Origin of the sequence: Indolivaga macrotermitis (assembly GCF_900128985.1) — a bacterium.
GTDB lineage: Bacteria > Bacteroidota > Bacteroidia > Bacteroidales > Dysgonomonadaceae > Dysgonomonas_A > Dysgonomonas_A macrotermitis.
Map to the genome: position 1 here is coordinate 527,707 of NZ_FQUC01000002.1, position 14,844 is coordinate 542,550.

Annotated in this window: 8 protein-coding genes; 7 read left to right on the forward strand and 1 reads right to left on the reverse strand. The window is 38.3% G+C overall.

Features of this window, described 5'->3' with window-relative positions:
- Positions 1-20 precede the first annotated feature (20 nt).
- The 7 genes from BUC12_RS05230 to BUC12_RS05260 all read left to right on the forward strand — a co-directional run bounded on the left by BUC12_RS05230 (position 21) and on the right by BUC12_RS05260 (position 12,202).
- On the forward strand, positions 21-1,340 hold the full coding sequence (locus BUC12_RS05230) for a TolC family protein (RefSeq protein ID WP_062175962.1): 1,320 nt from the start codon (positions 21-23) through the stop codon (positions 1,338-1,340).
- Between the two features lie 8 nt (positions 1,341-1,348).
- Positions 1,349-2,410: an HlyD family secretion protein gene (locus BUC12_RS05235; protein ID WP_062175959.1), complete on the forward strand. Its 1,062-nt coding sequence runs from the start codon at positions 1,349-1,351 to the stop codon at positions 2,408-2,410.
- A gap of 8 nt (positions 2,411-2,418) precedes the next feature.
- Entirely contained in the window at positions 2,419-4,059 is a 1,641-nt protein-coding gene (locus BUC12_RS05240; RefSeq protein ID WP_062175956.1) for a hypothetical protein, read from the forward strand.
- 603 nt (positions 4,060-4,662) lie between these two features.
- Positions 4,663-7,947 carry a SusC/RagA family TonB-linked outer membrane protein gene (locus BUC12_RS05245; RefSeq protein ID WP_062175953.1) on the forward strand — a complete coding sequence of 1,095 codons (3,285 nt, stop codon included), beginning with the start codon at positions 4,663-4,665 and terminating at the stop codon, positions 7,945-7,947.
- A gap of 18 nt (positions 7,948-7,965) precedes the next feature.
- On the forward strand, positions 7,966-9,936 hold the full coding sequence (locus BUC12_RS05250; RefSeq protein ID WP_062175950.1) for a RagB/SusD family nutrient uptake outer membrane protein: 1,971 nt from the start codon (positions 7,966-7,968) through the stop codon (positions 9,934-9,936).
- 17 nt (positions 9,937-9,953) lie between these two features.
- Entirely contained in the window at positions 9,954-11,582 is a 1,629-nt protein-coding gene (locus BUC12_RS05255) for a DUF5123 domain-containing protein (RefSeq protein ID WP_062175948.1), read from the forward strand.
- 125 nt (positions 11,583-11,707) lie between these two features.
- Positions 11,708-12,202, forward strand: coding sequence for a DUF7000 family protein (locus tag BUC12_RS05260; RefSeq protein WP_062176978.1), 495 nt, complete (start codon positions 11,708-11,710; stop codon positions 12,200-12,202).
- A 62-nt stretch (positions 12,203-12,264) separates the two neighbouring features.
- Here BUC12_RS05260 and BUC12_RS05265 read toward each other — a convergent pair whose 3' ends face one another.
- A complete protein-coding gene (locus tag BUC12_RS05265; protein ID WP_062175945.1) occupies positions 12,265-14,730 on the reverse strand; it encodes a glycoside hydrolase family 95 protein in 2,466 nt (821 codons plus the stop codon).
- Positions 14,731-14,844: the final 114 nt, after the last annotated feature.

The following is a 14,844-nucleotide window of genomic DNA, read 5'->3' on the forward strand; positions in this document are numbered from 1 at the left end:
TTTTAATTTATAACTTTAATATGAGTAAATTCTATTTGCTCACGGTAGCTATGTGCATGCTGCTGTGTGCACAACGACTGTCTGCTCAGGAAAAAATCAGCAAAACATTGACTCTTGATGAGATGTTTCACCTGGCAACCGAGAACAGTAAACAATTAAAAGTATCGCAAACTGCAATTGAAACAGCAAAGCGGGCTACAGACGTAGCACGCAATCTACGATTACCTTCATTGGATGCATCGCTGGCACTATCTTATCTGGGAGATGCAACCCTTCTGGACAGGGATTTTGGAAATATAACCCGCGCTGCAATGCCACACTTTGGCAATAATTTCGCATTCGAAGCATCTCAAGTAGTATTTGCAGGGGGTGCTATTTCAAACAGTATAGCCAAAGCCGAACTGGAAGAACAAGTTGCCCGGTTGGCATACGAAAAAGATCAGATGAATATTCGTTTCTTACTTACCGGTTATTATCTTGATCTGTACAAACTCATTAATCAGAGAAAAGTATATATAAAAAACATTGAGCAAACCCGATTATTGATCGAACAGATCAGAGCTAAACAACGTGAAGGAATGGCATTAAATAATGACATAACCCGCCACGAATTGACCTTGCAGAATTATAATCTGGCTCTTATCGAGATAGATAACAACTCTGATATCCTCAATCATCATCTCGTTGTTACTTTAGGCTTGCCTTATCATACACAGATCATGCCCGATACTACAATTCTCAACATGAATCTGGTAAATTCGACACCAAACGACATGATGCTGATTGCTGAAAATAATTTACCGGAATTAAAAACAGCAACAGTAAATATAGATATAGCAGAGAAAGGAATAAAACTGGCAAAAGCTGATTATTTACCATCTGTAGCTCTTGTTGCAGTCAATTATCTGGACGGACCAATTACAATAGAAGTTCCGCCAATCAATAAAAACCTGAATTATTGGTATGTTGGTGTAGGAATCAAATATAATCTGTCGTCGATTTTCAAGACTAAAAAGAATGTAAGGCTTGCAAAAGCTCAACAGTCAATGGCTGTAGATACACGGAATGTCATAACCGAACAAACAGAAACAGCCATACATACCGATGCGACACGTTATAAAGAGTCATTCGAAAAGCTGAATACATTCGAGAAAAGCCTTCAACTTGCTAATGAGAATTACAGGATTATCAACAACCGTTATACTAATGATCTTGTATTGATAACAGAAATGCTAGATGCCAGTAATACCAAGTTAAATGCAGAGTTACAGGTAGTAAATGCCAAAATAAATATCATCTACAATTATTATAAATTACAACGTACAATCGGAAAATTATAATCGACAAAATGGAAAATCAGAATAACAATAAAAAAGGAAAAAACATCCGTTTCAGAATATTCAATTATACAATACTTGCACTTATAATTGTAGGTGTAATCTGGGTTTTTGCACAGTTTATCGAGGTTTCCGACACCGGATACACAGATAATGCACAGGTTAAGCGGCATATTGTACCCGTAAACTCGCGGGTTCAGGGCTATATCAAAGAAATTCGTTTCGCCGAATACCAACATGTGAATGAAGGAGATACCCTACTCATCATCGACGATAGCGAATACCTATATCGGCTGGCTCAGGCCGAAGCTAACTACGCCAATGCAGTAGCCGGAAAAGTAATTACCGGATCTACAATAAGTACAACCCAAAACAATCTATCCGTATCGGATGCCGGTATTGAAGAGATTAAAGTCCGGTTAGAGAATGCCGCTACCAACCTCAGACGATATAAAAATCTTCTGGAGCAGGAATCTGTCACACAGGATCAATACGATAGAATGAAGACCGAATATGATGCCACGAAAGCAAAATATGATATGCTTGTACGTCAAAAGCAATCAACAGCCCTTGTCGGACAGGAACAAACAAACCGTTTATCCCAGAACGAAGCAAATATCAAGCAGGCAAAAGCGGCATTGGATATTGCTCAGTTAAACTTGTCTTATACTGTTATTGTAGCACCACGTAGCGGCATAGTAGGACGGAAAGACTTACAGGTAGGACAGCTAATACAACCCGGTCAGTCTGTGGTTAGCGTAGTTGACGATTCTGATGTTTGGGTAATTGCAAATTACAAAGAAAAACAAACAAAGAATATATCAGTCGGAGATAATGTTGATGTATCTATTGATGCTGTGCCTAATGTCAGGTTCAAAGGAAAAGTAACAGCAATGTCTCAGGCTACAGGTTCGGCATTTTCACTTGTACCTACGGATAATGCTACCGGTAATTTCGTAAAAATAGAACAACGTATACCTATCCGTATCGAACTGACCGGAGAGAATGCCACTGAAAGTTTGGAGAGACTCAAAGCCGGAATGAGTGCCGAAGTATATATTCAATCGAAATAAGTAAACCCATGATGCCACAAGGAAAATACCGTATTATGTCTTTCAAGGAATTTGTTCCTGACAAGTTACGGTTTATTATATTAGTGTTAGGTGCAGTTATTTTTCAGTTCTCAAACAGTACTTATCTGGCGAATATCAACGAAACCGTAGGTGGGAAAGCCCTTACAGACGAAGACATAAAAATGATCTTTTATGCCTCCATGATTGGATTGACAATGGTTTTTCCGTTGCTATTCCGTTTTAAGTTCAGACTTCCATCCCGTACAATATTACTGGTTTGTTCGTCAGTTGTTATTCTTGGGAACGTTACTGCGCTGTACTGCAGCAATGTCTTCATACTGATTCTGATTTCCTTTATTCTGGGATTCTTCCGTATGATGGGAACATTCGAGTGTTTCTCGTCTATCAATCTGATTATAACACCGACCCGCGATTTTAGTGTATTCTATCCGTTTATCTATATGATAATATTAGGCTCTATACAATTTTCAGGGCTCGTTAATGCAGATATTTCTTATGCTCTAAATTGGAAATACATGTATGTATTGATAGTCAGCCTGCAACTATCGTTCATGATAATTATCTTCACCCTGATGAGACCAATTCTTCTGATGAAAAGGATTCCTCTCTATCAGATCGACTGGTTAGGAATGCTTTTATGGACAGTTGTAATCTTCTTGATTTCTTTCATAGCTGAATACGGAGAGCGTCTCGATTGGTTCTATTCCAGATATATCCGTATAGCAACGGGCTCATGCATTATTTTACTAATATGTGCAATTCAACGTATGACAGGATTGAAACGTCCTTTCATCATGCCTGAAGCATTTGCATACAGAAACGTAATAAAGTCACTGGTTCTGCTGTTCCTTCTCGAATTATTCATCAGTACAAATACAGTAATAATGAACGCCTATCTGGGTGGATTTCTGGAATATAATATGCAACATATCAATTCTCTGAATTGGATTGTAGTTGTTGGCATAGTACTGGGTACAGTCCTTTCCTATTATTGGCTGCACGTACGGGGAGGAGGTTATAAAGTTGCCTTTTTCGGAGGGTTCGCCTGCCTCGTATTGTATCATTTCATTCTATACTTCACTTTCCAGCACTCAGTTGCAAAAGCAGATCTTTATGTACCTTACTTCTTATACGGAGTCGGTTATATCGTGTTGTATATAGCAATAGTATTATATGCTGCCGACAGAGTACCATTTCCGCACTTTTTTGCAACTTTATGTATTCTCGGCTTCGTAAGATCAGGAATTGGCATGCCTATCGCCGATAGCATTACACACAACTTATGGCATCATATCCAAGAGAAGAATGTAATGCTACTTTCTTTAGGTATGGATACTGTAGATCCGACTACCAATTCGTTATACGGATATGTATTCAACAATGCGATAGAGGCCGGCCGTTCTATAGAAGAAGCTCAAAGCATGGCAACAAGTGCATTGTACGGAAATGTATATAAACAGGCAATGTTATTAAGTTGGAAAGATATTTATGGTTGGTATACTCTATTCGGCGCACTGGTCTTATTAGGAATTATGTTCACCCATTACCGGAAACCATCCTTCCCTAAAATAAGGAAACTCAAAAATATCTGGAGATATGCAAGAGGTAAGGTTTACAGCAATGGATAGCAATTATTTCAAATAGATCTATCTGTGAAATATCTACATCCAGATAGAAAAGTTTGTGTTAAAATAGAGAAACCGTATACATAGAATTTGTGTATATGGTTTCTTTTTTATTTCTTTATGTTAATAGTTCTGAAAAGCAGACACCTATTCGGAGGTAAGACCCACTGCAAAGATTGACCGACATCTCCTTTTATACATATAGAACAAAGAACAATTAATTATTCAGCATTACGGAAAAGGGCAGACAATCAAACCCACATAAACAATTAATATTAAACTACTTATAATTAATAAAAGATAGTAAAACCAGCCCATAACAAGCAGCAAGAAAGCTCTAATTAGTCAATTTGACCCCCTCTAAAAGATATTTTAACGCTGTTTTGTGTAGGAAAACATACATACATTGCAACATGAAATCCAATAACATTTTTTATTAACTAAATACTATTATTATTAAAATAACTTTCAATTAAAAATTAAAACACTCAGAAGAATATGATTTGAACTGGAGAATCCTAGAGAACACTAAAATTAGACGTTTAATATTTTTAAGAAAAAACGTTAACCAAAACCATTTAGCTATAAATTATAAATCTAAAAAACATGCAAAAGACAATCAACAACTTTTTGTCTCTATTTTTTATCTCGCTATTACTCTTGTGTGGGCACACACCGATTTATGCCCAACAAAAGAAGGAGATAAAAGGAACCGTTGTGGACGCCAGCGGTGAAGGTTTGATAGGTGTTTCTGTCGCAGTGACCGGAGCCTCTGTCGGTACAGTTACAGATTTGGACGGAAACTTCACATTATCGGTTCCGACAACAGCAAAAACACTGGAAGCAAAGTATATAGGAATGAAAAACCAAACAGTTCCTATTACAGGTGATCACATTAGAATAGTTATGGAAGATAACTCCTCTGAACTGGATGAAGTAGTAGTTATCGGTTACGGAACAGTAAAGAGAAGAGACCTTACCGGGTCTGTTGTCTCCGTTCAGGGAGAAACTTTGGCTAAAGTTCCGGTAACAAGTGCAGCAGAAGCTCTTACAGGACGCTTAGCGGGGGTACAAATCACCTCTACCGATGGTTCACCGGATGCCGAAATGATTATCCGCGTACGCGGGGGTGGATCTGTTACCGGAGACAACTCTCCACTATATATTGTGGATGGTTTCCCTGTATCTAACATTAATGATATAGCATCAGCAGACATTCAGACTATTGACGTATTAAAAGATGCATCTTCAACTGCAATTTACGGATCACAAGGTGCAAATGGGGTAGTAATTATCACAACAAAATCAGCAAAGGGAGGAAAGACCTCAGTTTCGTACAATGGTTATCTCCAATCTAAGAAACTGTCAAAAAAGATGAAAGTTCTGAATCCTTACGAGTACGTAATGTGGAACTACGAACTTGCACTATTTGATGGAGACGATGGTTTGAAAAATGTAACCCAAAGATATGGTTATTACGATGATTATGACCTTTATAAATACCAAGATGGTATCGACTGGCAAGAAGACATGTTTGGAGCCAGTGTATTGTCATACCAACACAATGTTAGTATTAATGGTGGGAGCGATAAAACAAAATTCGGATTAAGTGCGACATGGAATAAAAATGGCGGTTTAATGCCTAATAATGACTATGAGCGTATAAACGTAAATTTCAAGCTAAGCCACGAAATTTCTAAAACGTTACGATTCTCGGCCAATGCTCGTGTTATTGACACAGAAACGAATGGTTCAGGTACATCAGGAAGTACTTATAAAGTACGTACAACCAGCGCAGTAAACTCTCCTGCTACCCTTGGACTCGATGGTGTAAAAATTGTAGATCCGGGTTCAATGACAGATGAAGAATATCAAGAATGGCTAAACAGTAATGTATCTCTGAGCGAACAAGCATCCTGGTATTGGCAACGGAAAAACGAAAAGACGTATAACTTTACAGGAAGTCTGGACTGGGATATTCTAAAAAGTCTGACCTATCGTATTGAAGCCGGATACGAGTATCGTTTCGACGAAAAGAAAAACTGGTGGGGAGAACACACCTCCAATGCTTCTTATGTAGGTGGTTTACCTTTAGCTGAATGGACTAAAACAAACAGGACAACCCTACGTGTGGCTAATACTTTATCATGGAACCAGACTTTCAATAAAGACCACAAAGTTGATGTTATGGTCGGACAAGAAATAGTATCTAAACGATCTAATTATAACTATATGTATGGCACTCACTTCAGTGTAGACTTTTCCCCTGAAAAAGTATTTGCGAATATGAGCTCGGGGGCTTCTATCGGGACAAAAAGTATTAAAAGCTATATTAACCGCGATGATAATTTGGCCTCATTCTTTGGACGTGCCGGATATAATTACAAAGAACGTTATCTGGCTACGCTGACTTTACGAGCTGATGGTTCGACTAAATTTGCTAAAGGCAATCAATGGGGATATTTTCCTGCCGGAGCATTAGCTTGGCGTGTTATCGAAGAGCCATTTATGGAAGGGATTAAAAATTCCTTAGCCCTCTCAAATTTAAAATTGAGGGTTAGTTATGGAGAAGCTGGTAATAACCGCATCGGAGATGCTTTATTTGAGCCTAACTATGGACTATTTGATACTAAGACCTATGGGCTAGGTGACAGACAAAATACCTATTATGCCTCAGCAAACAAGCAATTGCCAAACCCTGATTTGAAATGGGAAACGACCATAACTCGTAACTTAGCTTTGGACTTTGGACTGTGGGGGGAACGGTTAAATGGTAGTATAGAATTTTATAAAAATACAGCAAAAGACCTGTTGATAGAAAGACCGATTGTAGCCCCTGGATACGAAACGACGGTAGAAAATACAGCCCAAACAACAAATAAAGGGTTTGAAGTCACCCTTAACGGATTTATAATTAACAAAAAAGATTTTTATCTGAATGCGAACTTTAACATTGGGTTCAATAAATCAAATGTCGACAAGATTGCCAAAGGTATTTCTCTTATGGAATTTGGATCAGGATGGGCAGGAACAGACCTAAAGGGAAGTAATGATTATCATGTAATGGTAGGCAAGCCTGTCGGTCAAATATATGGATGGGTTACAGATGGTTACTATACAACAAATGATTTTACATCTTACGACGAATCGAGCAAAACTTATATTCTTAAAGACGGTGTTGCTGACTTAAAAGGTTTGACCGGAAGCAGAATTGGGGTTCGTCCGGGGACCATAAAGTTTAAGGATTTAGATGGAAACGGGATTATAGACGATAATGACCGTACTATAATAGGTGACACTAACCCGGATTTTACCGGAGGTTTCGGGATAAACGCAGGTTATAAAGGATTTGACTTTACCATGATGTTCAACTTTGTATATGGTAATGATATTTATAATGCAAATAAGATTGCCACATCGCAACAATATAGAACCAGTAATTATCAGTCCAACCTATTGTCTTTCATGAATTCCAATAACCGTTACTCATATTTGGATAGAAATACCGGAACATTAGTAACCGATCTGGCCACTTTAGCTGAAATGAACGAAGGAGCTAATGCTAAACAATACTGGTCTCCGGCCTCATTTGGGAATGCAACTGTTGTGCCTCACTCATGGGCTATTGAAGACGGATCTTTCCTACGTTTACAAAACGTTACACTTGGTTATACATTACCAAAGACTATAACCCGTAAATTTATGTGTGAGCAATTCCGTATTTACTGTACATTAAACAATGTGTGGGTATGGACTAAATACTCAGGATATGACCCTGAAGTATATTCTCCGATAAGAGGATCGTCTTCATCAAACCTAACTCCTGGTGTAGATTACTCTGCTTATCCAAAGAGCTTTTCTTATACATTCGGTGTGAATCTTACATTCTAAATCATAAAAAGAAAAACGATGAAAAAATATACATTATCAACACTGTTAAGTCTGAGCCTACTGGCAGGATTCACTTCTTGTAGTGATTTTCTGGATGTAGATTCTCCTTCGACTTTTACTCCCAAATATGTATTCTCCAATGCGAACGATGCCCAGAAGGCGGTATTGGGAGTTTATGCTTTATTTACCCAAGATACTTACACATCACGTATGTCGGCCGTATGGATGCAAAATACCGATGTCGAGGTTACTGTTCCCAGCGCTAGCCCCGATGGTACCCGCCGGGATATATGGAGCCTTCAAGCTGGTCGTTTAGCTAATTTTCAAGATGTTTACAAAGCCTGGCAGGACTGTTATCTGGCTATAGACCGGGCTAACCAATGTATAGAAGGTATTCAGGCCAGTGGTGCAGCTAATGAACCCGATATGAAAATGTTATTAGGTGAAGCATATGCCTTACGTGCTTACAGATATTTCTTATTATGCAATTTCTGGGGGGATGTTCCCTATTTCAGGGAAGCAGCCAAAGTAGGAATGGAACTGGATATCCCTAAGACTGATAAAAACTACATTTATTCAGGCATGATACAAGACCTTGTCAATTGTGAAGGAGATATGTATTTTGCCGATGCAATGGGAGAAACCGGTTTAGAACGGACGAATAGAGAATTTGCTCTGGGAATGATTGCCCGTATGGCTCTTTTCCGTGCAGGATACGGTACAACAATAGATGGTTCGATGAAACGCGCGGATGATTACTTAAATATATCAAGTGATGAGGCCCTGGCTGTGACATATACCTATAACGGAGTTGAAAAAACAGCGCGTACTTCCACAGAATACTATCAACTGGCAAAAGATTATTGCGAGAAGTTGATTAATCTGAAAGATCGTGCACTGAATTCTAATTTTGCACAGATATTTAAGAACCAATGTCAATGGATAAAGCCTTTAAACGACGATATCCTTTTTGAAATAGGCTTTGGAGATACTAATAGTGGAGGTGATGTAGGTTGGTGTATCGGCGTCACTGTAACAGCCAGTTCTAAAGGCACTACAACCATCCAGGTAGGTTTGAGTCCGGCATATTACTATTCATTTGACCGTAAAGATGTGCGTCGTGACGCTACTATATCTAAGATAAAATACTCCAGCGATACTAAACAAGAAGCAAAAGCATCCACAGAGTTAGATGTAGCTAAATGGAATAGGCTTTGGTTAGCTTCTAGTCCAGGGGCAAGCTCTTCTAAAGGTACAGGTATCAACTGGCCGGTTATGAGATATTCTGAAGTATTATTGATGCTGGCCGAAGCTGAGAATGAACTAAATGGTCCCACTCAATTAGCCAAGAACATGCTTATAAGGGTTCGTGAACGTGCCTTTACATCAGGAGATCATTCAGAGAAAGTAACTGCCTATGTAAATAAGCTAACTAACAAAGATAGTTTCTTCAATGCTATTGTTGATGAGCGCGCATGGGAATTCGGGGGAGAAGGTCTTCGTAAGTTCGATCTTGGTCGCTGGAATATCTATGGTAAAAAGATCGTCGAAACTAAAAAGATCCTAAACAATATTGGACAAGCTGCTTATGGACTGAATATGAATGATCCGGAAGTTGCCAAATATGCCGACTACGCAACCGAATTGTACTATCAAAGAAGCAATGGAACCATTACATTCCTTAACGATTATTATAATCCAGACAAAGTTCCAACCAATGTAGTGGATGCTGACGTTTTGGATAATGCGGGAAATGAAGGTGCCTACGCTAAAATAAACTGGGCTAAGAGTCTCTATAACCAAATGAAAAATACAGATGGAACTATTACCGGATACCAAAGCGCTAATTATACCATTTATTCATGGAGAGGATATACAGACGAAAGCGGTGTTTCTGCAGTACCATTTTTGTTACCGATTGGAGCACAGACTGTAGCTAATAGTGAATACTTGACTAATGATGGTTACGGGCTTGTAACAAATCAATAAATTAAAGAATATACATTATGAATAAAATACTGAAATATAGCATAATGGCAATAACATCCATACTTTTTGCAAGTTTCTTTGCAAGCTGTAACGATGATGATGATTTGTCAGCAGACCGCTTGTTTCGCCCTCAGGTTAACGAGACTTTTATTTCGGGTACTTATTTTACATTGAAATGGGATAAGTATGAAGGGGCAGAATCTTTTGAACTGGCACTGTCTACCGATACATTTAAAACTACTCTCCGAACAGTAACAACAGATACCACTTTTTTCACCTTTGATGATCTTGAATATGATACAAATTATCAGGTAATGATGAGATCCGTTGGGGGAGGTCTGGAATCTAATTATACTTCGTACTATATAACAACACAAGATTATCCGGTAAGTATTGAAGCTCTCACGGATGCCGATATTATCGATACACAAGTAAAAATAACTTGGGATGATATTAACTATGATCAATTCGAAATCCGCTTAGGAAAGAAAGGAGAAGTAGTATCAACAATTGATGTTACTGACGATGACAATCAGACAAAGCAAATGATTATATCAGAGCTTGATCCCGCGACATCTTACTCTGTATATACATACGTACTGGAAGATGGAGAAATGATATATAAAGGTAAAAGACAGTTCAAAACAGCGGCTGCACAAGTTTATGAAGGAGAAGTATTCGACCTGAGAGGACTAAGCGACGAGGAAAGTTTGAACCTTATAACTCCTGAATATATATCCAACATTAATACCAACTATCCTGATGGTGCAACTATTGTTCTAAAAGGAGGTACTGTATATAACATAAATAACGCTATCGAACTGAAAGGAAATATTACATTCATTACAGGTCTAACTTTTAGCGGAAATGCAGTAATGGCTATTGATAACAATTTCGTAGTTCCATCATCTTCTACTGTAAGTAATGTTAGGTTCGAGAAAGTCTTCTTTACTGAAGGTCCTACCAAACCTAGAGATTCTGGCAATTATGGAGGAACATACGTCTTCAACTTTAATCAGTCAAATGCGACTCTTGAAAATCTGACATTCGAAAGTTGTGTTATAAAATACAAACGTGGAGTGATCAGGTCACAGACTCAAGCAACGATCAATAATATTACTATCAATAATTGTGTAATAGATTCTATCGGAGGATATGGTATTGTCAACAACGACAATGACAATTCGGTTATAGCAAATGTCAAGATTACCAATTCTACAATATCACATGCCGAGAAATTCCTTGTAGGAGCAAAAGGTCCAAGTATTACTTCTATTTTGGTTGAAAACGTAACAGTATGCTATTCTCCTAAGGGATCTGGTAATTATCTATTTGACTATAATGGCAAAGATATTCCTGGAGGATTAACTGTGAAGAATTCAATATTTGGAGCAGGTTGGGGATCTACTGTAAATGGTATGAGAAGTAGTTCCAGCAAGATAACATTTGATAAGTGTTTCCGGGCAAGTGATTTGGAATGGACTGTTGCTGCCGGAGCGACAGCACCTACTGCTCCAATTGATGACTTGACCAACCTCAACAAAAAGACCACTGAGCTCTTCCAAAATCCGGATAAGGGAGACTTCACTATAATTGATAGCGATACAAAAGCTAGAAAGATAGGTGACCCACGTTGGTTGAACTAAACGACATCAACTTATTATATAAAAAAGGAGGCTTTAACAGCCTCCTTTTTTTATTTCTGATCATCAAAAGCCTTGTTCTACAAAAACGAAAAAACTATATTTGGAACTCTAATAAATCTGATATTATGACAAAAACACTAAACGAATATGTATCCATATATAAGACACAATTAGGAAAAGGAGATATCCAAAAGGCTTACACGGGATTAGTAAAATACATATTACATTTAAAGTCCTATTTATCAAAGAGAATAGATAAACAATTTACATTCGGAAATGTCTCACCGGGATATATGGATTATACATATTTTGCTTTCTTCGATGAGTTTCTAAGAAATAAAGAGTTACGTTTCGGAATAGTTCTTAATCATACTGAAATCAGATTTGAGTTATGGTTAATGGGTCAAAATGCTAAAACCCAAAGAAAATACTGGGATATTCTAAAAGCTACAAAATGGAATAAAGATCAGATATTGATGCCTAAATATTCCGTTCTAGAAGTGGTTTTAATCGAAAATCCTGATTTTAATGATCCGGACACACTATCTCTCAATATTGAAGAAAAAGTAAATCATATTACCGGAGAGATTATCCAATTTCTTAAGAGTGAAACAAAATAAGCCACAAAGAAAACGGGTCTATATAATCATATATATAGACCCGTTCTTTAATATAGCAATGATTACTGGTAATATTCCAGTTCGTAAACCTCTCCCTTTTTGGTATCAATATCATATAAAAACGTGTCAGACAAGGAAGGTGTAACTACAGGAGCATTTGCTGTAATCAAAGGTTCTTTAATTTTTTGTGTCTCCAGCAATCGGTTCGCCAATTCAGCATTGGCTATATTCAACGGTTGCCCTTTCATTTGCAATTTATCAGCACAACGAATACGCAATGTTCCTCCTACATTCGATTTAATCTTCACTTTTTTAACCTTTCCATTTTCCCATGTAAGTTCTTGTAGGTCAAAACCACCTCTACATCTCAAACCTTTGACTGTTCCTTTAGCCCAAACCTCAGGAATTGCAGGCAGCAAATGTATTGATCCTGTATGACTTTGAACCAGCATTTCGGCAATACCGGCCGTACAGCCAAAGTTTCCATCTATCTGAAAAGGAGGATGTGCATCGAACAAGTTTGGATATGTGCCCCCATTCTGTCCCTTTTCATCGACTGTAGGTTTTAACTGATCCTGAATAAGTTTGTACGCATGATTACCATCAAGCAGCCTTGCCCACAAACAAACTTTCCAGCCCATAGACCATCCGGTCGAAGGATCGCCCCGATGTATCAGTGAAGTCTTAGCTGCTTCAAATAATGCCGGACTTTCGAATTTATTTATCTGATATCCGGGATAGAGCCCCCACAAATGGGATATATGACGATGCCGGTCTCTGGGGTTATCCCAATCCTGCATCCATTCTTGCAATTGTCCCCACTTTCCAATCTGCATAGGTGGAAGCTGATTCACTACGCTTTGTAAAGAATCAATAAATAATTTATCTTCCGACAATACTGTAGCTGCTTGTATTGTATTCGAAAACAGGTCAAAAACCATCTGGTTATCCATTGTACAACCGGCAGTTACAACCCATTCCCTCTTTCCTTTCACATTAGGAGCATTCTCCGGTGAATACGAGGGAGCAACAACCAACCAGCCATTCTCAGGTTCCTTCACCAAGAAATCCAGATAAAACTTACAAGCTTCTTTCATAATCGGATATGCCCTACTCAAGTAACGATCATCACCAGAAAACAAATACCGATCCCATAAATGTTGCGAGAACCAAGCATTACAAGTCGGCCAAACCCCATATTTAGGACCGTCTACAGCCCCGGTCGAACGCCATATATCGGTATTGTGATGCAAAGTCCACCCCCGCGCACCATACATAGCAGCACTTTCTTTTCCGGTCAGAGCCACATCTTCGATCAGTTGGAGAAAAGGTTGATGCATTTCGGCCAGATTAGTAACTTCCGCAGGCCAATAATTCATTTCCACGTTTATATCTGTTGTATACTTTCCATCCCATGGTGCCCGTAACTGATAGTTCCATATTCCCTGTAAGTTAGCTGGTTGTCCCCCCGGCTGAGATGAACAAATAAGCAGATAACGGCCAAACTGAAAATATAGTGCAGACATCTGTGGATCGAATGTAGTGGCAAATTCTTTAACTCTTACATCTGTTGTTTTTGTAGCTTGTTCATTACTACCTAAGTCTAATGAAACCCTGTCGAAAAACTTTGTATAATAGGCAGAATGATCTGCTAAATACTTTTCGAAAGTTTTTGTTCCTACCCTTTTCAAATATTCTATTGCAGTCTTTTCGGAATCTCCGGTTACATCCTGATAATTTTTGAAATTAGTACCAATTGACACATAAAGGATTACACTATTCGCATCAATTACCTTGATTGTACTATCTGACAATACTTCCAGTCTTCCTCCATCATTATCGACTTTCACTAAAGATGTAAAACGTACTTTCCCTTCGATGCCTTCATGATCCGACGCCTTTCCGTCCATTTGTAACATTTTCTCATTTACACTTTTCCTTGCGTCTTTATAAGGGCTTGTATAACGGGTCGTGAAAGTTATTTTTCCTTTCTCCGAAGCTGTAAACCTTATCATTAATAGTTGATCGGTAAAAGATGTAAAAGCTTCGCGGGTGTATTTCACTCCATTAGCCGAAAATGTTGTTTTAGCTATAGCTTTTTCTATATCGAGTTCACGATAATAATCGTGGTATGAATCCATTCCTTCAAAATCGAAATGTAATGATCCGACTGTTTGATACGGCATACCGTTTGCTCCTTGTGAACATATGGCAGGACCACACATTTCCTGAGCTTTCAGATTTTGTCCCTCAAATATCAATTGCCTGATTTCTGGCAAAGCATCTTTAGCCAACGGATTGGTATTATTATATGGCGAACCGCCCCATATAGTTTCTTCATTAAGCTGGAATTCTTCATGAGCAGGATTTCCATATACCATGGCACCCAGACGCCCGTTACCCAATGGCAAAGCCTCCACCCATAAGTCAGCAGGACGGTCATACCATAATTTCAGCCCCAAAGATGGTTGCGCACACACATTTACTGCCAGCAACAAAATTAAGCTGACAATGCTTAGATTTTTCATGATTTCAATTTAATTGTGGTTTTACCGAAAGATAGGTATTCTTTTCTATTAATCAATGGATTACCTCTAACATATTACTTCTTATTTCACGTTCAAATTTCAACAGCCTTCAAT

Coding starts and splice junctions, on each gene's coding strand:
- BUC12_RS05230 (WP_062175962.1), top strand. CDS start 21: ATGAGTAAATTCTATTTGCTCACGGTAGCTATGTGCATGCTGCTGTGT.
- BUC12_RS05235 (WP_062175959.1), top strand. CDS start 1,349: ATGGAAAATCAGAATAACAATAAAAAAGGAAAAAACATCCGTTTCAGA.
- BUC12_RS05240 (WP_062175956.1), top strand. CDS start 2,419: ATGATGCCACAAGGAAAATACCGTATTATGTCTTTCAAGGAATTTGTT.
- BUC12_RS05245 (WP_062175953.1), top strand. CDS start 4,663: ATGCAAAAGACAATCAACAACTTTTTGTCTCTATTTTTTATCTCGCTA.
- BUC12_RS05250 (WP_062175950.1), top strand. CDS start 7,966: ATGAAAAAATATACATTATCAACACTGTTAAGTCTGAGCCTACTGGCA.
- BUC12_RS05255 (WP_062175948.1), top strand. CDS start 9,954: ATGAATAAAATACTGAAATATAGCATAATGGCAATAACATCCATACTT.
- BUC12_RS05260 (WP_062176978.1), top strand. CDS start 11,708: ATGACAAAAACACTAAACGAATATGTATCCATATATAAGACACAATTA.
- BUC12_RS05265 (WP_062175945.1), bottom strand. CDS start 14,730: ATGAAAAATCTAAGCATTGTCAGCTTAATTTTGTTGCTGGCAGTAAAT.